Annotated in this window: 12 protein-coding genes; 5 read left to right on the top strand and 7 right to left on the bottom strand. The window is 67.7% G+C overall.

All coding sequences use genetic code 11. The features are described 5' to 3' along the window. Positions 1-281 precede the first annotated feature (281 nt). Entirely contained in the window at positions 282-794 is a 513-nt protein-coding gene (locus EFAMC1_RS07685; RefSeq protein ID WP_222838682.1) for a hypothetical protein, read from the top strand. Positions 795-968: 174 nt separating this feature from the next. On the opposite strand, the gene EFAMC1_RS07680 is transcribed toward EFAMC1_RS07685, so the two are convergent. Both EFAMC1_RS07680 and EFAMC1_RS07675 read right to left on the bottom strand, forming a co-directional pair. Beyond that, entirely contained in the window at positions 969-2,279 is a 1,311-nt protein-coding gene (locus EFAMC1_RS07680) for an O-acetylhomoserine aminocarboxypropyltransferase/cysteine synthase family protein (RefSeq protein WP_154053712.1), read from the bottom strand. 414 nt (positions 2,280-2,693) lie between these two features. Further along, positions 2,694-3,791: a threonine aldolase family protein gene (locus EFAMC1_RS07675; RefSeq protein ID WP_154053711.1), complete on the bottom strand. Its 1,098-nt coding sequence runs from the start codon at positions 3,789-3,791 to the stop codon at positions 2,694-2,696. Positions 3,792-3,999: 208 nt separating this feature from the next. Between EFAMC1_RS07675 and hisS the strand changes: the two genes are divergently transcribed. Then, positions 4,000-5,316, top strand: a complete 1,317-nt coding sequence (gene hisS, locus EFAMC1_RS07670) for a histidine--tRNA ligase (protein WP_154053710.1) — start codon at positions 4,000-4,002, stop codon at positions 5,314-5,316. Between the two features lie 71 nt (positions 5,317-5,387). Here the strand turns inward: hisS and EFAMC1_RS11500 are convergent, their stop codons facing one another. The 5 genes from EFAMC1_RS11500 to EFAMC1_RS07645 all read right to left on the bottom strand — a co-directional run bounded on the left by EFAMC1_RS11500 (position 5,388) and on the right by EFAMC1_RS07645 (position 18,656). Further along, entirely contained in the window at positions 5,388-5,642 is a 255-nt protein-coding gene (locus EFAMC1_RS11500) for a transposase (protein WP_154053709.1), read from the bottom strand. A gap of 118 nt (positions 5,643-5,760) precedes the next feature. Next, positions 5,761-14,592: a Spy0128 family protein gene (locus tag EFAMC1_RS07660; RefSeq protein WP_154053708.1), complete on the bottom strand. Its 8,832-nt coding sequence runs from the start codon at positions 14,590-14,592 to the stop codon at positions 5,761-5,763. A gap of 222 nt (positions 14,593-14,814) precedes the next feature. Beyond that, a complete protein-coding gene (locus EFAMC1_RS07655) occupies positions 14,815-16,443 on the bottom strand; it encodes a SpaA isopeptide-forming pilin-related protein (RefSeq protein ID WP_154053707.1) in 1,629 nt (542 codons plus the stop codon). An 84-nt stretch (positions 16,444-16,527) separates the two neighbouring features. Further along, positions 16,528-17,583: a class C sortase gene (locus EFAMC1_RS07650; RefSeq protein ID WP_154053706.1), complete on the bottom strand. Its 1,056-nt coding sequence runs from the start codon at positions 17,581-17,583 to the stop codon at positions 16,528-16,530. Beyond that, entirely contained in the window at positions 17,583-18,656 is a 1,074-nt protein-coding gene (locus EFAMC1_RS07645; protein WP_154053705.1) for a SpaA isopeptide-forming pilin-related protein, read from the bottom strand. Before EFAMC1_RS07645 ends, EFAMC1_RS07650 begins: the two co-directional genes overlap by 1 nt. A gap of 513 nt (positions 18,657-19,169) precedes the next feature. On the opposite strand from EFAMC1_RS07645, the gene EFAMC1_RS07640 reads away from it, so the two are divergent. From EFAMC1_RS07640 to EFAMC1_RS07630, 3 genes are all read left to right on the top strand, one after another. After that, positions 19,170-19,349 carry a hypothetical protein gene (locus tag EFAMC1_RS07640; protein WP_261981825.1) on the top strand — a complete coding sequence of 60 codons (180 nt, stop codon included), beginning with the start codon at positions 19,170-19,172 and terminating at the stop codon, positions 19,347-19,349. Positions 19,350-19,354: 5 nt separating this feature from the next. After that, positions 19,355-19,627 (top strand): NADP oxidoreductase, encoded by a 273-nt coding sequence (locus EFAMC1_RS07635; protein ID WP_154053703.1) that lies wholly within the window; start codon positions 19,355-19,357, stop codon positions 19,625-19,627. 201 nt (positions 19,628-19,828) lie between these two features. Beyond that, the gene (locus EFAMC1_RS07630) at positions 19,829-20,104 is read left to right on the top strand and encodes an IS30 family transposase (RefSeq protein ID WP_154053702.1); all 276 of its coding nucleotides are present in this window, start codon (positions 19,829-19,831) and stop codon (positions 20,102-20,104) included. The last annotated feature ends 129 nt before the right edge of the window (positions 20,105-20,233 follow it).

Genomic DNA, 20,233 nt, shown 5'->3' with positions numbered 1-20,233 from the left:
GCAGGCGCAGGCGCAGGCGCAGGCGCAGGCCGTGGGCTGCTGACAAGGTCGTGGACGTGGCCGGTGCGGCGGGGCTATCTGCGGTTACGGCACCAACGCGCGGGGTTTTCGCGGCTTGTTTTCGCTTTCTGCTGGCATACCCGTTGGTTGCCTCGCATCGCATGCTCCTGAGTTTGCCGGGTACCATAGGGTGCGGGAAGTGGTTTCTCATTGCGAGCTCAGAGGCGGGTTCCACGTTGGCGAGGGTGTGGCAGGGCCATGCGCCGCGAGCGGCGTGCGCGATGCTGTACCTGATGTGGTGGGTGCTGTTCTTTAGGCCGGAGGGTCCCAAGCCGGCCGGTGCGCTCTTCGCGTTTGGCGTCGCGTGCATCCTGGGCGCGTCGCCGTGCGGGCTCGCGGGCGTCTTCGGGGCGACGGCCGCGCTGGGCGAGCTGCCCCAGGCGGGCTCGGTTCCCGGCTGGGCGTTTGCGCTTGGCGGGGTGGCTGGCTACCTCGTGCTTCTTGCGCTCACGGCGGGCGTGTTCCACCGGCAGGTCACGACCGAGCTTCTGCTCATCGATGCGTGGGGCGCGTTCGAGCTCTGCGTGGTGGCATCGCTCACGGCGGCTGGCGCGCTGGGTAGCGCGGCCGTGCCGGCCATGTATGCGCTGGTAGGGGTGCTCGTGGTCGTGAGTCTCGCGTGCTACGTGCTCTACTACCGGCTGGGTCCCGCGGCGTCGTTCGTGGACGGCATGGTTCCGCTCGTGGCCGTGGGTGTCGAGTCGGTCGCGCTCGTCGTGCTGCTGCTGAGGTAGTCGCACCCGGAGACGCAAGGGCCCCGGCTGGCGAGTCGCTTCCAACCGGGGCCTGTCTTTGTTATTGCGTCGCGCTCTTTTCCTTCGCGGCCCTCGTTTACTGCCTCGCGCTATCTTCCTTCGCAGTCCTCGTCGGAAAATGTGACAAATCATACGGAAGGAAATGTGACAGGGCTACTTGACGGCGTCGAAGCCGCGCTCGAGGTCGGCGATGATGTCATCGATGTGCTCGGTGCCGATGGAGAGTCGGATCGTGTTGGGCTTGATGCCCGCGGCGAGCAGCTCGTCCTCGGTGAGCTGGGAGTGCGTGGTGGAGGCCGGGTGGATCACGAGGCTCTTCACGTCGGCCACGTTGGCGAGCAGGCTGAAGAGCTGCAGGCTCTCGGTGAACTTCTTGGCGCGCTCGGCGTCACCCTTGAGCTCGAAGGTGAAGATCGGCGCGGCGCCGTTGGGATAGAACTTGTCGTAGAGCTCCTTGGCGTGGCCGCTGGCGAGGCTCGGGTGGTTGACGCGCTCCACCTCGGGGCGACCGTTCAGGAACTCGACCACCTTGAGCGCGTTCTCCACGTGGCGCTCGACGCGCAGGGACAGCGTCTCGAGGCCCTGGAGCAGGATGAACGCGTTGAACGGGGAGAGCGTGGCGCCCTGGTCGCGAAGGAGGGTGGCGCGGGCCTTGGTGACATAGGCGGCCTTGCCCACGGCCTCTGTGAAGACCACCCCGTGGTAGCTGGGGTTGGGCTTGGCCACGCCGGGGAACTTGTCGGCGCGGGCAGCCCAGTCGAAGTTGCCCGAGTCGACGATGTAGCCGCCCATGGCCGTGCCGTGGCCGCCGACGAACTTCGTGGCCGAGGCGACGGCGATGTCGGCGCCGTGCTCGAGCGGGCGGAACAGGTAGGGCGTGGAGAACGTGTCGTCCACGATGAGGGGCACGCCGGCGGCGTGGGCCACCTCGGCCCACGCCTCGATGTCGAGGACGTCGGAGTTGGGGTTGCCGAGCGTCTCGGCGTATAGGAGCTTGGTGTTGGGCTGGATGCCGGCCTTGACGGCGTCGATGTCGGCCGGGTCGACGAAGGTGGCCGAGAGGCCCTGCTCGGCGAGGGTGTGCTCGAAAAGGTTGAGCGTGCCGCCGTAGAGGTTGGTGGAGGCGACGATGTGGTCGCCGGCGGTGGCGATGTTCTGGACGGCGATGGTGATGGCGGCCGAGCCCGTGGCCACGCCGAGCGCGCCCACGCCGCCCTCGAGGGCGTTCACACGCTCCTCGAAGATGGAGACGGTGGGGTTGGTGAGGCGCGAGTAGATGTTGCCGGGCTCGGTGAGGCCAAAGCGGCCGGCGGCGGTGGCGGAGTCCTTGAAGACGTAGGAGCTCGTGAGGTAGATGGGCACGGCGCGGGAGTCGGTGGCGGAGTCCGGCGTCTCCTGGCCGGCGTGGACCTGCAGGGTCTCGAAGCGGAAGGTCTTCTCGGTCTCGGGGGTGATGGCGGGCATGGGGTCCTCCTTGTGGTTGCCGTTTTGGCGTTGGGTGGATGGTAGCAGGCAAGCCGGACAAAAAACGCGTCCGGCAGCATGTGGCTCCCGGGCGCGGTGCGGAGACGAGGTTGCGGCGTGCGCGGCTATGCGGCGCCGACGGTCCCCTGGGGTGCCCGGGAGCTGAGCATTCGCATGCAGCACATGATGGTGGCGTTCGTGCAGGCCATGGTGGGCACCTCCTGGGTCGTTGGTTGGGGCGCTTGTGGCCCCCGTTCGCGTTCGAGAAAGGTTATACGTCCCGCGTCATATTAAGTCAATAACCTACCGGAGAAATAGGTAATTATATTTCCCGGGAGGGTGGGCCGGGGCTGCCGCCTGCCGCGGGGGCGGCCGGGTCGTGCTGCGGGAATGGCCGCCCGGGCTCGCCCTTCCCTACGCAAGCCCCCGCGCGAAGGCCACAAGCTCGTCCACGTCGGCCTCGGTGGTCGCCCAGGAGCACACGAAGCGGATGACCTTGCGGCCGTCGTCCAGGGTGTAGAAGGTCTCGCAGCCCGAGGCCTCCTCGAGCGCGTCCGCACGGGCGGGGTCGACGGCAAAGAACTGCTGGTTGCCGCCTGCGTTGCCGTAGGGCTCGTATCCCGCGGCCACGAGCCCCTCGCGCAGCCTCGCGGCGCAAGCGTTGGTCCGGCGGGCCAGCTGCCAGTAGAGCTCCTCGCCCTCCTCGCAGCTCCAGGCACTGCCGTCTGCCGCGACTCCCTCGCGGGCAAACGCGGCCTCGAACTGGGCTCCCAGTAGGAAGCCCTTCGCGAGCAGGCCGTCGCGCTCCTTCACGAGGAAGGGGAAGGCCTCGCGCAGGCGCCGCGCGTGCGGGCCCTGGCCGCAGATGACCACGGCCTCGCCCATGAGCATGCCGTTCTTGGTGCCGCCGATGTAGAACGCGTCCACGCGGCTCGCGATGTGGCGCAGCGACAGGTCGTTGCCGGGCGCGGTGAGGGCGCTGCCCAGGCGGGCGCCGTCCAGGAAGATGCCCAGGTCGTGGCTGCGCGCCCAGTCGCAGATGGCGTCGAAGCGCTCGCGCGTCCACACGCCGCCCAGCTCGGTGGTGTTCGTGATGTAGATGACGGCGGGGATGGTCATGTGGCGGCCCGTCGAGGTCTGGAACTGCCAGACGCGCTCGGCCTCGGCGGGGGAGAGGAAACCGTCGTCGTCGCGGGTGGGCAGCACGGTGCGGCCGCAGGCGGCCAGCGCGCCGGTCTCGTGCACGACGATGTGGGCGTCGGGCGTGCAGATGACGCCCTCCCAGTCGCGCAGCATGCCGTTCAGGCAGATGACGTTGGTGCTCGTGCCGCCGATGCAGAACTCCACCTGCGCGTCGGGCTGGCCGCACATGTCGCGGATGAGCTTGCGGGCGCGCTCGCAGTGGGCGTCGCCCTCGGTGTAGCCAATGTTCTGCTCGGCGCAGGTGGCGGCCACGGCAGCGAGGACCTGGGGCGCCGCGCCCTCGGAGTAGTCGTTGCGGAACTCTCTCATATGGTTGCTCCTGGGTCTTGGGTGGATGGTGGTTGCCGCGGCGCGGGGCGAGCGTGCCTTGGGGGCGCTCGCCGGCGACGCCCGGCGTGAGGGACGGTCTCTCCATCATAGCCGTCGGGGAGGGGGATTCCCGGCTTGCCTTGGATGGGCCGTGGCCGGCGCGGTATAGTGAGTGGTTGTGAATTCGCATCAGACGGAGGGACCCGCAATGGCACACAAGGCAGAGGGCGCCGAGGACCTGTACGGCGCACGGATGCGCGCGTGGGAGCGCATGCAGGCCGTGGCGCGCGAGACGTTTGCGCCCTATGGCTTCGACGCGATCGAGACGCCGGCGATGGAGCAGGTCTCGACCTTTGTCCACGGCATCGGCGAGTCGACCGACGTGGTGCGCAAGGAGATGTTCCGCGTGTTCTCGGGCGCGCTGCTCGAGCGCATCTTCGAGGCTGGCGGCGAGCAGGGGCTCAAGCCCAAGCAGCGCCTGGCCATGCGCCCGGAGGGCACGGCGGGCGTGGTGCGCGCCGCGGTCGAGAACAACTTCGTGCCGCAGGGCGGCGCGCCGGTCAAGCTCTGGTACGCCGAGCCGATGTTTCGCGGCGAGCGCCCACAGAAGGGGCGCCTGCGCCAGTTCCACCAGGTGGGCATCGAGTGGCTGGGCGCGCCCGACCCGGCGGCCGACGCCGAGTGCATCATCATCCTCATGGACTTCTACAAGCGCCTGGGCATCGCGCCCGAGCACCTGCACCTGGCCATCAACAGCATGGGCGACGCCGCGTGCCGGCCGGCCTATCGCGAGAAGGTGCGCCGGTTCATCCTCGACCACGCCGACGAGATGTGCGACGAATGCCGCGAGCGCGCCGAGATCAACCCGCTGCGCGCCTTCGACTGCAAGAACGACCACTGCCGCGAGGTCATGAGGGACGCGCCGCTTGCGCATGACAACCTGTGCGAGGCGTGCGCGGAGCACTATGCGCAGGTCAAGCGCTATCTCGACGAGGCGGGCGTGGCCTACGAGGAGGACCCGACGCTCGTGCGCGGCCTCGACTACTACACGCGCACGGTCTTCGAGGTGGACTACGCGCCCGACGAGGCCATCGGGGCCATCGGCGGCGGCGGGCGCTACGATGGGCTCATGGAGCTCGAGGGCGGCAAGCCCACGCCGGGCATCGGGTTTGCGGTGGGCTTCGAGCGCATCATGCTCGCGCTTGAGGCCGAGGGCGTGGACCTTGCGGGCACCGAGCCCACCTGCGTGTACGTGGCGGGCACCGAGCCCGAGCTGCGGCCGCACGTGTTCTCGACCACGCTGGCGCTTCGCCGCGCGGGCATCCGCACCGAGGCCGACTACCAGGGCCGCTCGCTCAAGGCGCAGTTCAAGCAGGCCGACAAGCATCGTGCGAACCTCGTGGTCGTCATCGGTCCGGACGAGGTGGCGACCGGTACGGCGACGATTCGCGACATGGCCACGCACGAGCAGCAGAGCGTGCCCGCGGCCGAGCTCGCGGAGCGCGTGGCGGGACTCCTGGCGTAGGATTTTGGGCGCGGCGGGCCGTCTACCGGGTCAAGTCCTAAGCGGTGCGTAAATTCGTAATCGCGATTCTCCTACGCCGCCTTCCGCAGCCCCGCCCGCCGCTTGGCGATTCTCGCCAGACTCGGCGCCCTGGCCTCGGTTTCGACCACCGCCGGGGAGTGGTACAGCTTCCTCTTCCGCTGCCACCTGTCGTTCTCCTCTATGAGCAACGAGCCGGCCAGCCTCCTCGCGGAGCCGTCGTTCGGGAAGACGCCGACGACGTTCGCGCGCCGGCCGACCTCGCGGTTCAGCCTCTCGAGGATGTTCGTGGTCCTCACCGACCGCATCGAGCGCTCGGCGGCGCCCGCAGCGCCCCGTCGTGGGCCCGCAGGCGCCCCGCGCGCGCCGCGTCCCTCTCCGATCAAAAAAGGGCGCCGGCCGAAGCCGACGCCCTACCCGCACTCGCTACGCGGTGCGCCGCCGGTGCAGGATCAACCCGGCGGAGACCAGCACGGCCACGAGACCTGCGGCGGTGCCGGCCCAGATGCCGCCCGCACCCGTCTCGGGCACGGCAATCACGCGCGCGTTCGTGAACGTCCACCCGCTCGCGCCGCTCGCAATCGCCGACGCGCCCGCGCCATCAGCGCCCTCGCGTTCGTACGTCGCGGTCACCGTCATCGTACCGTCACCATTATCCACGGGCGTCACGCGCACAAGCACGGTCGCGTCGTCGTACGAGATGCCGCTCTGGTGGTCGTTCACCTCGCTGAGCCGGTACACGAACGTCTTGCCAGTGTCCGCGTCGGTGTACGCAAGCGCCGGGAACGTCACCGAGCCGTCGGCCTTGTTGGACACCGTGTACCGTGTGCCCACGAGCTCGTCGTGGCCCGGCGCCCCAACCGTCTCGAGTGCAAACTGGAACTGCCCCTCGGCAAGTGTGCCACCGGTAAACCGCTTCGTGGCCGCAACCACGTACTCGCCGCTCGACTCGTACGCGTTTGTGAACTCAACGGAGCTCGTGCTCCCGGCCGCAATCTGCCCCAAGGCGGCGCCGCCCGTCACCGTGCCCGTGAACCCGGGCGCGTCCTGCTCCGTCACCAGGTAGCGCACGCCGGCCGGGATGGTCACGCGGGCCGTCTGGCCGTCCGCGAGCGTAATGACGCCGCCGCTTGTGACCGTCGCCGCGTCGCCGACCTGCTGGCCGTCCGCCCCAAGCACCACGTAGCTCACGGGCTCGTCAAACGCCGCGCCGTCGGTGCCGGTCAGCGCCAGCACGAACCCGAACGTCTTGCCCTTCGCGGCATCCGGCGCACCGGCGGCCACGTGCTTGGTGATCGTCAGCACACCGGGCCTCACCTCGTTCGTGAAGGCCGCCGCGCCGTCAGACGCGTCACCGGAAAGCCCGCCGGTGTAGCTCACGGCCGCGCTCAGGTGACCGTTGCCGTCATCCGTCACGTCAACGCGCACCAGCTCGTCGTGCGTGTCGTACGTGACGCCGCTGTCGCTGCCGGCAACCTCGCGAATCACGTACCAATAGGTGCCCGTGGCCGCGTACTCCAGCGCCGAGAAGTTCACCTCGCCGTTGGAGGCGTTAGTCGCGATCTCGAGCGGCGTGGCGTCCGTCGCAATCGTACCCTGCGCGTCAGACGCGTACAGCGCAAACGAGAACTGCCCGTCACCCAGCACGCCACCCTTGAGCGTCTTGGTGGCGCTCACGTTCGCCAAGCCGCTCGCCGCGTACGCGTTGGTCACCGTGACCGAAGTCCCGCCGGCCACGACGGTACCCGCGCCGCCGTGGCCGCCGTCGGACTGGACGATGCCCGTCTGCGTGTAGCCGCCGGGCATGGAGGTCTCCGTAACCGTCCAGCTCTTGCCCACGGCGAGGTTCGAGAAGGTCTTGGACTCGCCGGCCCTGAGCGAGAAGGTCTCGACCGTCTTGCCGCCGTCAAACTCCACGCGGAAGCCGAAGCTCGCGCCCGAGTTCGCCGGCGCACCCGTGACCTGCTTGGTCACCGTGAGCGAACCCTTGGCCTCCTCCTTGGTGGTGTTCTTGAAGACCACCGCGTCGCCCGTGGTGCCGTCATCGTTGTCGTCGTAGGCGACGCCTGCAGAGAGGTTGCCCTGCCCGTCGTCGGTGACCGTCACCGTGACCTTGGCCACGTGCGTGTCGTAGGTGATGTGCGTGTCACCGCCCGCCATCTCGCGCACCGTGTAGGTGTAGGTGCCGGCGGTCTTATAGGTGAGCTGCGCAAACTGGATGGCGCCACCCGCGGCGTTCCGCTGCGTGCGCACCATGTTGCCGCTCGCGTCGATGAGCTGGAACGTGTAGCCCGCGGGTGCCGGCGCGTCATCGAGCGTCTTGCTGGCGACGATGGTGGCCGTGGTCTGCCCGGGCTCGTACTTGTTGGTGAAGCTCGCCGTGGCGGTGCCGTTGGCGGGGATGGAGCCCGTCGTGCCGCTGGACTTCACGAGCACCCAGCCGGAGGGCGTCTTCTCGTAGACGTTGTAGCCCACGCCCGCCGGGAGGCCCTTGAAGACGGCCCCCTCGTTGGCATGCAGCGTCAGGTCAAACCCGCCGTCCGTCACCGTGACCTTGTTGTCGAGTCGGGTCCAGTGCGCATAGAGCGTGACGGTGGTGCCGGCCGTGGCCGTGAGATCCTTGTCGAGCTGGAGCGGCAGCCGGTCGGCAGCGTACACGACGTCACCCGTGGCCGACGTTGCCCAGCCATCGAACTGGTAGCCGAAGAGGTAGTACCCGGCCTTGGGCAGCTTGCCCGGAGCACCCAGACTCCACGTGAGGTTGGCCATGGAGCCAGACACCGTTCCCGCACCAGCCGGCTCGTTCGCGCTAAACGCCACCGTGTACTCCGTGGGTACCTTCTCCCACACGTACGTGCCGGCCATGTTCGCCGCCGAGTACTCCCCGCCGCTGTTCCACTTGGCCATAAGGTCGGACGTGGACATGGAGAACTTGCCGTCGTCTCGCACCCAGTTACGGGTGTAGGCGGCGCCCCAGGGAGACGGGAGATTTGTACCGGACAGCGATACGAACTTTTCACCCAGCGTTATTGAGGCCAGGGAGGAGCAGCCGGAGAACATGTTGTACATGTTCGTGACGCCCGAGGTGTCGAGGCCCGAGAGGTCGAGTGAGGCCAGGGAGGAGCAGCCGTAGAACATCTCGTACATGTTCGTGACGCCCGAGGTGTCGAGGCCCGAGAGGTCGAGTGAGGTCAGGGAGGAGCAACGGTAGAACATGAAGGGCAGATCCCCCGCAACGTGTACTTTTCCCTCAACCGACACCGTCGTAATGGAGCTCCTATTGTTATCCCAGGGGTAGTACGCCGACGTGTTGTTTACCGTGGCCTCAGTGCCACTCTGCGGCTTGATGACCAAGTTGCCATCGGCATCGATTGACCACGCGGCACCGCCCCAGTTGCCGGACGCGATAAGATCGGCGGCCGCAGGGGCAACGTCGGGGGAGCTGTTGGCCTGCTTATCGATGACGTCCGCGGGCTCCGCGTCGGCCGCGGGCTCAGCGGCGTCCGCGGCCACCGGATCGGCCACCGGCTCGGCAGCCGCTGCACTCGTGCTATCGCCCGCAGCCGCGCCCGTCAGCGGGACGCGCTCGTACTCCACCTCGCCCGAGGGGAGCTGCTGGCCGTCGGGACCGGTGAGCTCGACGTGGAACTGGAACTCTTGGTTGGGGTCGCCGTTGCCGTCGCCCTCGCCAACGTACTTCTGGATCTCGAGCTGGCCGTCCTTGAGTGTGTTCTCAAAGACGGGCCTCTCATCGGTGGTCTGGTCGAAGGACAGGGTGCCGTCGCCGTTGTCCTTCACGGTCACGGTGTAGGTGAAGGTGGCTGTGGTGTAGTTGACCGTGGGGTCGTAGCCGGCCTCGCCCGCGGAGGGGATGACCTCGCGGGCCGTATAGGTGTAGGTCTTGCCGGCATCGGCCTCGGTGAAGGCAATCTCCGGGAAGGTGATCGTGCCGTCGGCCTTGTTGCCCACGGTCACGGTCGCGTCGGGCTGGCCGTCTTTGTCCACGTCCGGCATGGGCACCGTGGTACCTTCGCTGGCCGTGCCCGGCGTAAGCTCGAAGGTGAACTCGTCGTCCGTGAGGTCGCGGCCCTGGAGCGTCTTCCAGGCGCGCATGACGAGCTTGCCCTCAGCGTGGTACGCGTTGGCAAACTCCACTGGCGTGGTGGCGTTGTCGCCGCCGGCCGCACCCGCATCGTCCACGTTCTTGGCGACCACCGTGAGGTTGCCGTCGCCCGTCTCGTCCGTGACGGTCACCTGCACCTTGTGCTGGGCCGTGTCATAGGTGTAGCCGGGCTTGCCGAGGTCGACCTCGCGAATCGTGTAGGTGTAGGTCTGTCCCACGTCCGCAAGGCCGTAGCGCAGCGCGCCGAAGGTCACGTTGCCATCTACGTCGTTGGTGGCGGTGCGCAGGACAGTGCCGTCCTCTCCCACCAGCTCAAAGCGGAACTGGAAGGCCTTGAGGCTCGTGCCCGTGAGCGTCTTGTGGGCCTTGAGCTGCACGGTGCCGGAGGCATCGTACGTGTTGGTGAAGCTCGCCACCGCGACGCGGGTCTCGCCGGCCTGGATGGTGCCCGTGGCCCCCGACACCGCCGCCTGCGAGAAGCCGGGCGTTGCCTGCTCAGTCACCGTGTAGGCGCTCTCGGAGGGGATATCCTTGATGGTGACGGTCTGGCCGCCGGTGATGCTCACCGTGCCGCCCGTCGTGATGGTGCCCGTGGCAACCGGCTCGTCCACGCCGGCGTTACGCACCTCGTAGGCGTAGGTGCCACCGTCGGGGTTGCCGTCCTTGCCGGTGATGTCCACGCGGAAGGTGAACTTCTTGGTCGCCGCAGCGGTCGTGGCGTGCTCGACGGTCTTCTCGATGCGCAGGTCGCCGTAGGGGTGGTAGGTGTTGGTCACCGTGTAGCCGGAGGCGGCGTCACCCGTCACGCTCGAGACGTAGCCGGGGTAGTAGACGGTCTCGCGCACCTCGTAGTTGATCTTGACGCCCTGGTCGCGGTACTTGGGCAGGTCGTTGAAGGCGTAGGACCAGCTGCTCGCGTTGGCGTCGCCGGAGGGCGGCGTCACCGTCTGGCTCTTGAGCAGCGCGCCGTCGGCGTAGAGGTCGAGCCGCACGCTCGACGGGCGGGCGCCCGCGGCATTGGCGTTGTCGTCCCAGGTCTTGGTGCCGGTGACGGAGACCTTCTCGGGCTCGTGGACGTTCGCAAGCTTGAGCGTGATGCCGCCGCTCGCGACCTCCTGGGTCACCTTGCCGGTGTAGCCCGTCACCTCGTCCTCGCGCACGGTGTAGCGGATGGCCGAGCCGTTCTCGTCCACGGCGTCGACGCCCGTGAACTCGTACTGCCAGCCGTTGTCGGCCGAGAGCGCGGCGCTCTTGCCCGTGTCAACACCGTTGGCGAGCAGGTGCACGGTCACGCTGGTCCGGCGCAGGCCGTCGCGGTCGTTGTCATCGTCCCAGGACTTCTCGACGCGCACGGAGAACGGCATGAGGCCAACCTTCGTGTAGCCCTCGCAGATGAGCTGGTTCTCGGACGTGGCGCCCGTCTCGGCGTCGATCGTCGTGCCGATCATGACCACGTTGTTGTAGGCGTGGGCGCCACCGGCAAGCCCGGCCTCGGACTCGTCCTTGCTGAGCGTGGTGTCGTACCACCGGTCAATCTGCTCCTGCGCAGCGTCGGGGCCGGCAAGCGACGCGTCGGTCACGTGCGGGGCGCGCATCCGCACGTACGCCATGAGGCCCTCGTCCCCGGGGATCACGTAGTCGGAGCCGTCGGTTGCCTTGGAGGCGTCGATGGCGATGGCCGTGACCCGCGAGAGGTCGGCCGGCGGGGTCGTCGACCAGATGGCGGTGTTCGTGAGGTCGTTGTCGGAGCGGTCGGTCGTCTCGTCGAGCGTGAGGCCCTTCACGGTGCTGTAGTACACCACGGGCGCCACGCCCATCTGCTTCATGGGTGTCACGTCGACCGAGGAGAGGAGGCCACGCCACTGCGTGTCGCCGTGGTCGTCCTTGTCGTTCGTGGGCACGTAGTTCTCGAGGTTGTCGTAGATGACGATGCCCTTGGCCCGCGTCTTGGAGTCGTTCTGCATGCGCAGACGGTAGCTGTAGACGCCGCCCTCGTAGGCGTTGAGCTCGTCGTCCTCGAGGCCCCGGGAATAGGTGCCGGAGCCGTTGACGGCCACGCGCTTGGAGAGGCCGGTGTTCGTCGAGATGCGCACGTCGAGCTTGTCCTGCGCATGCGCGTAGACGAAGGAGTTGGTGGTGCGGCCGTCGCCCAGGCCCGTCATGAGGCCCTCGACACCCTGGGTGGCCTCAGCGGATCCTTCGTTTTTGCCAACCGTCGGGTCGTTTGGCTCGCCCGTGAGGCCCTCGACGGTGCCGAGCTGGTCGTTGTCGCTCTCGAAGGCGACCACGTTGTTGGGGTCGGCCCCGAGGTCGAGGAGCGACTCCCAGGAGTAGATGGCGTCGAACTGAATCTCCGGGTTGTCGTTGTAGCCGGCCATGCCAAAGTTGGTCGCGTAGGTGGGCTGCGGGGTAAGCGCGGTGCGCACCACGAGCAACGTGCGGCCGGAGCCCCGGTAGTTCTCGATGGTGTACGCAGACTCGATGCTGTCACCGGAGCGCGTGGCCCTGATGCTCGAGAGGTCCGGCACAACGCCGGCCGGCAGCAGGTCGTACCACGTGCCGCCCGTCTCGGCGGAGAAGACGCCCGCCTCGATGGCCGCGTCGTACGCGGAACGCGACGACAGGTTGGTCTGCTCGTTGAGGCCGGCCGTGTAGTGGAGCTTCACCTGCCTGTTGGAGGTGTCGTTCTCATAGGTGAGCCTCTTGTAGGCGCGGGCGCCCATCGCGGCGCCGTCGAGGTTGTCGTCGGCGGCCTTGGGCCCGCAGGAGACGATGAGGTTGTTCTCGGAGTCCGTGGCGTCCATCTTGGCCCAGTTGCGCAGGATGCTGGAGGGCTCGCTGGAGTTGGCAAAGAGGGCCTCGACGCGCTCGCGCGTGGCCTCGGTGGAGCGCAGGCGCACCTTGGGCGTCACGGTCATGTCGTAGCCGCCATTGGTGGCGGTCACCGTGGTGCGCAGGTTGGTGGCGTTGTCGGGCAGGGTGACGGCCGCGCCGGAGGCCGTCGCGCCGTTCTCGGTGGTGACCACGAGCGAGCCGGTCTTCCACGAGGCCGTGGCCACGTGCACCCAGTCGTCGCCGTCGTTCAGCTGCGCGTAGACCTCGACGTCGGGCCAGAGGGTGCGGTCGGACTCGGTGCCGTAGCCCCACTCGCCACCGTCGATGCGGCCGTACTGGACCGGGTTGCTCCCGCCGCCGTCCTTGTAACCGTAGCCGGGCTGGTCGAACTTCTTGTAGGTGTACACGTCGGGCGAGGTGTCGAGCGTCACGGACTCAAACTCGAAGTCCTTGGCCGTGAGGCCCTCCTCCTGGTGGTCAAACTGCACCAGGTAGTCGTCCATGGTCATGGTCACGGGCTTCCGGCCAAGCTCGTCGACGCTCATCTTGCCGTCGCCATCGGTGTCCTGCCACGTCCACGGTGCGATGAACCCCACCGTCTGCACGCTGTAGTCGGCCAGGACGTCACGGCCGGCGCGCAGCTCGTTGAGGGCGTTGCCGTAGGTGTAGCCGCCGTACTTGGACACGTTGAAGTGGCCCACGGGATCCTTGAACTTCATGGGCGAGTAGTACTTCTCGGCAGGCGCCTCGGCCTTGGTGACCTTCTTGTCGTCCGTGCTCGTGAGCGTGTAGGTGACCTTGTCCTGCAGCTTGTAGGGGCCTCCGTCGGGCAGCTCGCTCTTGGGGTAGGCCGCGTAGGCGTGCGTGTAGAAGCCGCGGTTGCCGCCTGTCTCGTACGTGGTGGTGGCGATGGGGTACACCGTCTGGGACGTGGAGCTTGGGTCGGGGTTGGCCGTGACCCTGCCGTACTGGTCGCTGATACCGAGGAGCTTTGCCCCCGGCACGGCCTCGCTTGCCACGTCGTGCGTGGCGCCTATGTCGAAGGCCTGGTTGCCGTACTGGGTCGAGCAGGCGTACCAGTCGACGTAGACGTAGTCATCCGGGTTCTCGGGCTTGAGCTCGGCCGGCCAGCTCTCGGGCCAGCTCTCGGAGAGGGAGTAGGCCGTGTTAGTGGCGCTGCCGATCTGCTCGGAGGTGTCGAAGGTGGCGTCGATGGCGTTGGAGGTCTTGGTGAGGGTGTTGCCCTCGTGGGTGATGACCTGCGCGGTGGCCTTGAAGGCGTCCGTCACGTAGGCGTCCGGGTTGCCGTTGAGCTGGTGCGGGGTGAGCTGGCGGATGGTGAACTGGAACATGGCGCTCGTGGCGGCGGAGAGCTTGCGCACGTTGGTGAGCACGTAGTGGTCGCCCATGTCGGTGTAGGCGAAGACGGCCCTGCTGTCGGGCGCCTCGGGGACGGACAGCTCGAAGACGCCGGCGACGGAGCCGTCACGGTTCTTGACGATGTTCTTGGGAACGGAGATCTGCAGGTCGCCGGGGTCGTAGTCGTACTGGCCGGAGAAGGCGACGTCGAGCTGGAGGCTCATGTCGAACTTGTTGTCGGTGCTCGGGGCGAGCGACAGGCGGTCGGGGTTTCCGTCGTTGGCGGTGTCGGGGGTGAGCCACTTCACGGAGATGGACTCGATCTTGGTGCCGTCACCCTCGGGCTTGTCGTCGGCGGTACCGGGCGCGTCCGCCACGGTGGCCGTGAGCTCGTTGAGCTCGTCCCGCTTGAGCTCGGGGGCCTCGGTGAGCTTCGTCTCGTCGGTGAGGGCCGAGCCGTCGAGAACCTCGTCGGACGTGTCGACGGGGGTGGTGGGGGCGTCCGTGGACGTGGCGGCCGCGTCGGTGGTGGGGGCGGTCGTGGACGTGGCGGCCGCGTCGGTGGTGGGGGCGGCCGTGGTCGCGGGGGCGTCGGTGCTCGCGGCGGTGTCGGTGGTCGTGCTGGCGGCCGTGGTGGTGGGGGCGGCCGTGGTCGCGGGGGCAGCCGCGTTGTCGGCCGTGGCGTCATCGGTGGCCGTCGGCGCCTCGCTCGCGACGGCGGGAGCGTTCTGCAGCCAGCTGTCCGTCTCGGAGCTCGTGCCCGTGAGCTGCGACTGCGTGGGGGTGCCGTTCTGCTCCTCCACGATCTGGCGCACGGCCTGCTCGCTCCGGGCCGCCTCGGCAAGCGCCGTGATCGGCTGGCTGGTGGCAAGCATCGCGACGGACGCGAGCACGACCATGCCCCTGCGCGCGATTCCCTTGAGCTTGCTGCGAACGTTCATGGGGACGTCTCCTCACTTAGACGCTGGGGCCTGGCCCCAGGGGACTAGTGGCCTCTCGGCTGTCGGGCGCACGCGGAGGTGCGGGGCGCGGGGTGCCGCGGGCGCTGCCCACGGCGTGCGGGAACGCCCCACCCAGGCGCGAACGCCCGACAGCCGGCACGCGCCCGGAGGCACATGCCGGCCAAGGTGCGCGACGGGCCAGCCCCGCCGCGCCAGTGGCGACTACTTGGAGTCGGCCTTGCGGTCGCGCGCGATCTTCACCGCGGACACGGTGATGAGCGCGCCGCCGAGCACGACGCCCGCCGTGATGCCGGCGGCGCCGGTGCCCGGGAGCTCGTCGCCGGGGACGTTGACGACGGTGGCGTCGAGCGTGCCCTTGTCGGTGGCACTAACTTCAAGCTTCGCGGAGTTGCCCTCGATGACCTTGTTGTCGACCTTGATGCCGGTGACCTTGCCCGTGGTGCTGTCCTTCTCCACCGCGAGCGTGAACTTGACCGGCTTGATGGTCTTCATGCCGGCCGGGGTCTTGGTCTCGGTGAGGGTGTACTCAACCTCGGACTCGAGGCCCGTGAAGGTGAACGTGGTGGGGGCATTGCCGGTCGTGATGTTCTTGCCGACGACCTCGCCCTTGTCGTTGGTCAGCGTGAACTCGGCACCGGCGAGCGGCTGTTTCTTGTCGTCGACCTTGTTGACGTTGAGGTTGAAGCTGTAGAGGTAGGTCTCGTCCTCGGGCGTCTTACCCGTCTCGCCCTGGCCCTGGGAGTAGGGGTTGTTGGAGAACTCGAGGTTGGCGCTGTTGATCTGCGGGTCGGTGATGGTCGAGGTGTGGCCATAGATGGCCTCGACGTCAGCGCTGTCGTAGACGGGCGTGTACTCGAGCACGACCTTGGCGCTGGCGAGGTCACCGGTGAAGCCGGCAGTCTTGGCAGCGGCCTTGAGGTCGTCCGTGGCCCAGGTGACCGTGCGACCGTCGGTGGAGACGGTGGCCGTGAAGGCACTCGTCAGATCGGTGCCATTGATCTTGACGGAGACGTTCCACTGGTTGGTGACCTCGTCGGCATTCGTGGTGAAGCCCTTGGGCATGGTATCGACGAACTTGTACACGTACGTCTTGTACTCGTCGATGTTCGCAGGCAGGGTGCCCGTGAGCTGGTACGTCGGTGCGATGGGCTTGTTGCCGACGAGGCCCGCGTCGGCGGAGTCCTTGTAGCTGCCGTCCCACGTGCCTTCGTTGTCCTTTATCTTCTTCTCGAGCGTGGGCGTCTTGGCCTTGGAGGTCACAGTCTTGCCGGCGTTGCCGAGCGGCACGAGAATGGCCGAAGTCGCGGACTCGTTCTCACCCAGGTTGTCGGTGTCGGAAACGAGCAGGTAGTAGCCTGTCTCACCCGTGTAGGAAGCGCTGCCGTTCGTGATGTCCACCGTGCTCGTGGCTGCGGGGGCGCCGGCCTTCGCGAGCTCCTTCGCGAGGTTGCCGGCGAAGGTCTGCGTGAGGCTGGCCTTGCCCACGGCGACGACCTTGTCGAGGAGGTCGGCGTCGGTCGCGTTGACGGCGGGCTTGTAGTCGGCGCCGGTGGCGGTCAGCGCGGCGACGACCTGCGCACGGAAGGCGGTGTTCGCCACGGCGTTGGACATGGCGCTGCCGCCGTTGGCGTAGTCACCCGTGAACAGCTGGTAGACCTTGTACTTGCCCGCGAGGGTCACGCCAGAGGGGCTGTTGACCGTGATGGTCGCGTTCGTGGCCGCGAACGCGACCGTCACCGGCGCCACGACGCCACCGAGCGCGAGGGTCGCGCTGAGGCCCGCCATGACGGCGAGGCGCGCGCCCTTGCCGATCGTCTCGTTGAACTTCATGTCTCTTCCCTTCTCTCGCCCCCAAGGCTGGCGCTTGGGGCTGATTCCACGTGCTATGTCCCGTCGGCGGCGCCGACGTGTGACCTATGGGTGGTGCAGGGTGTCCGCGGGTGGTGCGGACGGCGCGGGTTGGGCGTCGGCGGGCGGGGTGGTAGCGGGCGGAGCGTCCTTCTCGGCAGCGCCCTTCTCGGCGGACGCCCGGGCGGCCTTGCGACGACGCCGCTGGCGCACGATGCCGCCAACCACGACCGCCACCGCCACGGCCGTTCCAGCGGCCGCGGGCCAGAGGCGGCGGTTGGTGACGATCGCCGTCACCGAGGGACCCTCGGACAGGAACCCGTCCGGCACCTTGGTGCGCGTGCCGTGGACGAGCAGCCGGTGGTCGTTGATGCCGTAGGGCGTGCAGGTGACGAGCGTCGCGAGGTCCTCGCCCGCCCTGATCTGGACGGACTCGACCTCGTCCGGCAGCACGACCTCGATCGACGTCACGCGGTAGCAGTACACGTCGCCGAGCACGACCACGCCGAAGACGTCGCCCTCCTCGAGCAGGCGGATGTCATCGAATGCGCGCATCTGCGCGAGCCCCGAGTGGGCGGAGAGCACGGTGTGGGTGGTGTCGCCGCCCACGGGCAGGCTCGAGTTCTCCACGTGGCCGACGCCGGCCGAGAGCACCGCGACGCTCGTGCCGTGGTAGACGGACATCTTGAGGCCGATCTTGGGAATCACCACGTAACCGAAGGCCGTGCCGTGCCCGTCCTCGGAGAGCTGGTGCTCGTAGGGCCAGATCTGGTCCGCGGGGATGTCGGGCGTGAGGCCGGCCAGATAGCGGTTGTAGGCGATGGCCTGCGCGAGGAGCTCCTGCTTGGCAGAGTCGTCGAACTGGGCGGCCTCGTGGTCGAGCTGAGCCGTCACCTGGGCGCGGCGCCAGGAGTCCCACGCCTCCGTGGCGGGGTAGTAGAGCAGGATCGCGAGGCCGAGCGCGAGGCCGAGGAACGGCAGGAGGCGCGAGAGGCGGCTCTTGCGGCGCGGGGCGCGGGCGGAGGCGGCGTCGGGCGCGGGGGTGTCGCCGGTGACGGCGGGCTGCGCGGCGGCGGTGGGCTCGTCGGGGGTGGTGCTGCTATGTCCGTTGGCTCGAGTCACTAGCGCTCCCGGCCCTTCCGACGCACGCCGGCAGCGACGAGCAGCACGCCCGCGGCGGCCACGGCGAAGATCGCGAGGAAGCTCACCACGTCGCCCGTCTGCGGCAGGCGGCCGAAGATGCCCGCCAAGTCGTTGGCCACGCGTACGGACACGGTGCCCGTCTCGGCGTCCGCCGAGGTGACGCTGGCATGGCTGTCGTCCGTGGCGGCGCCAAGGCGCGCGCTCTCCTGATCGAGCTCGGAGGTGATCGTGAGCGCGATGGGTTCCTCCAGCTGGGAGTAGCCCGCGGGCGCGCCCACCTCGGCAAGCGTGTAGGCACCGGCGTCGAGGCCCGTGACGGTCGCGGTTCCGTCGTCGCCGGACACGAACTCGTGGGCCTCCGCGCCGAGCATGCCGTCGGCCTGCACGTAGGAGCCGTTAGCGGCCTGGAGCGTGAAGCGGGCGCCGGCGAGTTTCTTGTCGCCCGAGCGGGCGACCTTATCGAGCTCGAGCGACCATGTGAGCAGGCGGGCGCGGCTCTCGGGCGTGCGACCCAGGCCGCTTGCGTCGGACTTCTCGGTGTACTCGAGGTAGACGTAGTTGTCGGCCGGGTTGGCGGCGCCGGCCTGCGCCTTGCCGGGCACGAGGCGCGCATTGTAGGAGACGCGGACCTTGTAGGCAGCCGTGGCCTCGGGCGCAAGGGCCTTGAGGTCGGTCGTGGTGACCGTGAGCCGGTTGTTCGCGTAGGCGACCGTGAAGCCGGACGTGATGGTGCGCGCCACGGAGCCGTCCTCGGCGAGGAGCTCCACGACGACGCCGGCCGGGTCGGCCTCGAGCTCCGGATCGAGCTGGTCGACGAAGGCGTAGTGGTAGGTGGTGAACTTCTCCCAGGTGGAGGGCAGCGTGCCCGTGAGGCGGTAGGGAACCCAGGCGCCTATCTGGGCGTCGGCGGCCTTCTGCCAGGAGGCGGAGCCGTCCGCGGCGACCTCGCCGACGAGCTTGTCGACGGTGGGCGTCTCGACCTTAGTTTGCGCGGGGGGGGGGGGTCTGGTCGTTCGCCGCGGCGCCCACCGAGCTGGCCTGGGCGTCCGCACGGGCGGGCGTCGAGCTGAGCGCGAGCACGAGCACGACGGCGACTGCGAACACGGGCGTCAGGAGTCGCGCTCTCTTGCCAACGGTACGCTGTTGCTCAGCCATGTTGAAGCCTCTCTACCGGCCTTCTCGTCCCCTGGGATCCTGGCAGCGGCGAGCCGGTTGCCGGCACCCGCGTGCCGGCGTGTGCGCCGCGGTTGCCCGCGGCTGTCGTCGCAGGCCGCGACCGCCGCTGCTGGCCGCTCGCGCCTGTCGTCGCGATTACGCACCCTCCGCCACAAGTAGTCTAATTTTATACATTTTCTTTTTGCATTCTGTCGGGAGGCCGAAAAAATAGTTATGTGAAGTCCCTCTATTAAGCGATTGGGTTGTCTGCGCATATAACCGCAGGTTAGTATGCTTATGTGGAGTTTGCGCCACAGGGTCAACAAGGTACGGGTACATGGGTGGCAAGATTGCGGCGTGAGCGCCACCCGGAGATTGCCGACGAAGACGTAAGGGCTGCTATGCGGAACATGATTCGCTATCAGCAGCGCGACAGCGGGGAGTATGCGGCAGTCGGATTCGACGGCAGGAACAGGTTCATAGAGCTTGTCTACGTCTTCAACGAGGAACTTGATTCGTTTCTTGTCTACCACGCATTCACGCCACCTACGGGAAAGATGCTTAGAGAGCTTGGATTGGAAAGGGGATAGCAGAGATGGACGCGAAGCAACTAGAAGCCAAGTACGGGCTTAGCAGTGATCTTATCGAGCGCAGCGCAGCCCAGTACGAGAGCGGGGACTATCCGCACTGCTCCAACCCCGTACACACCGGCTCGCATATGGACGCAGTTGGCAAGAAGAGGGTGACGGTTGTCTACTCGGCTGAGGACGTGCAGAAGGTTTCGCGCAAAGCAAAGAGCCGTGGCGTTAAGCCCTCGGACGTTTACCGCGCTGCCATGCGACAGTTCTTGGACGCGCAGACGGCTTAGGGAATCACCCCACTTGGGCTTGACTGGTGTAACGGGTAACAGGGTGGCGTAACCTGTTACAAATCTGGCTACCTGTTGTCAAAAGTGCAGGTAACCGTATGTAACCACCGGTGTGGGGTGTCACGTTAAGTAGTTTTGGAGCAGTGCCATCCTGACTGGTAGTCAAACTCGAAGGTTCTCAGGGGCCGCCACCAAGCTGTTTTGGAGCAGTCCTCGGCGAGGGCCGCCGACGTCACCGCGAGGCTCGGGGGCGCGCAGCTCTCCTTCTGCCGGCCGCACGGCCCCTGGCAGAAGGGCACGGTCGAGAACACGAACGGGCTCATCAGGGGGTTCTTCCCGAAGGGGACGGACTTCTCGAGGGTGACGGGGGAGGTGGTCGAGAGGGCCTTCGCGTCCATCAACGGCAGGCCAAGGAGGGTGCTCGCCAACAGGACGGCCAGCGAGGCGTACCGCGAGGAGCTGTTGCACTCAGCTTGACAATCCGCCATTCGGTTGGAATCCTACCCTTCTTTAGCATCCTGTCGTCCATGGCGCGGGGCCTTCCTGGCGGTCAGTCCTGTTGGCGCAAAACAACCTACAGGAAACCCTGCGTCATCTGCCGCTACG

The organism is Olsenella uli, from assembly GCF_901212675.1.
Lineage (GTDB): Bacteria > Actinomycetota > Coriobacteriia > Coriobacteriales > Atopobiaceae > Parolsenella > Parolsenella uli_B.
This window is presented reverse-complemented; position numbering and strand designations above follow the sequence as displayed.

What these genes read in the sequence shown, in the direction of transcription:
- EFAMC1_RS07685 (WP_222838682.1), top strand. Translation starts at nt 282, where the DNA reads ATGCTGTACCTGATGTGGTGGGTGCTGTTCTTTAGGCCGGAGGGTCCC.
- EFAMC1_RS07680 (WP_154053712.1), bottom strand. Translation starts at nt 2,279, where the DNA reads ATGCCCGCCATCACCCCCGAGACCGAGAAGACCTTCCGCTTCGAGACC.
- EFAMC1_RS07675 (WP_154053711.1), bottom strand. Translation starts at nt 3,791, where the DNA reads ATGAGAGAGTTCCGCAACGACTACTCCGAGGGCGCGGCGCCCCAGGTC.
- hisS (WP_154053710.1), top strand. Translation starts at nt 4,000, where the DNA reads ATGGCACACAAGGCAGAGGGCGCCGAGGACCTGTACGGCGCACGGATG.
- EFAMC1_RS11500 (WP_154053709.1), bottom strand. Translation starts at nt 5,642, where the DNA reads ATGCGGTCGGTGAGGACCACGAACATCCTCGAGAGGCTGAACCGCGAG.
- EFAMC1_RS07660 (WP_154053708.1), bottom strand. Translation starts at nt 14,592, where the DNA reads ATGAACGTTCGCAGCAAGCTCAAGGGAATCGCGCGCAGGGGCATGGTC.
- EFAMC1_RS07655 (WP_154053707.1), bottom strand. Translation starts at nt 16,443, where the DNA reads ATGAAGTTCAACGAGACGATCGGCAAGGGCGCGCGCCTCGCCGTCATG.
- EFAMC1_RS07640 (WP_261981825.1), top strand. Translation starts at nt 19,170, where the DNA reads ATGATTCGCTATCAGCAGCGCGACAGCGGGGAGTATGCGGCAGTCGGA.
- EFAMC1_RS07635 (WP_154053703.1), top strand. Translation starts at nt 19,355, where the DNA reads ATGGACGCGAAGCAACTAGAAGCCAAGTACGGGCTTAGCAGTGATCTT.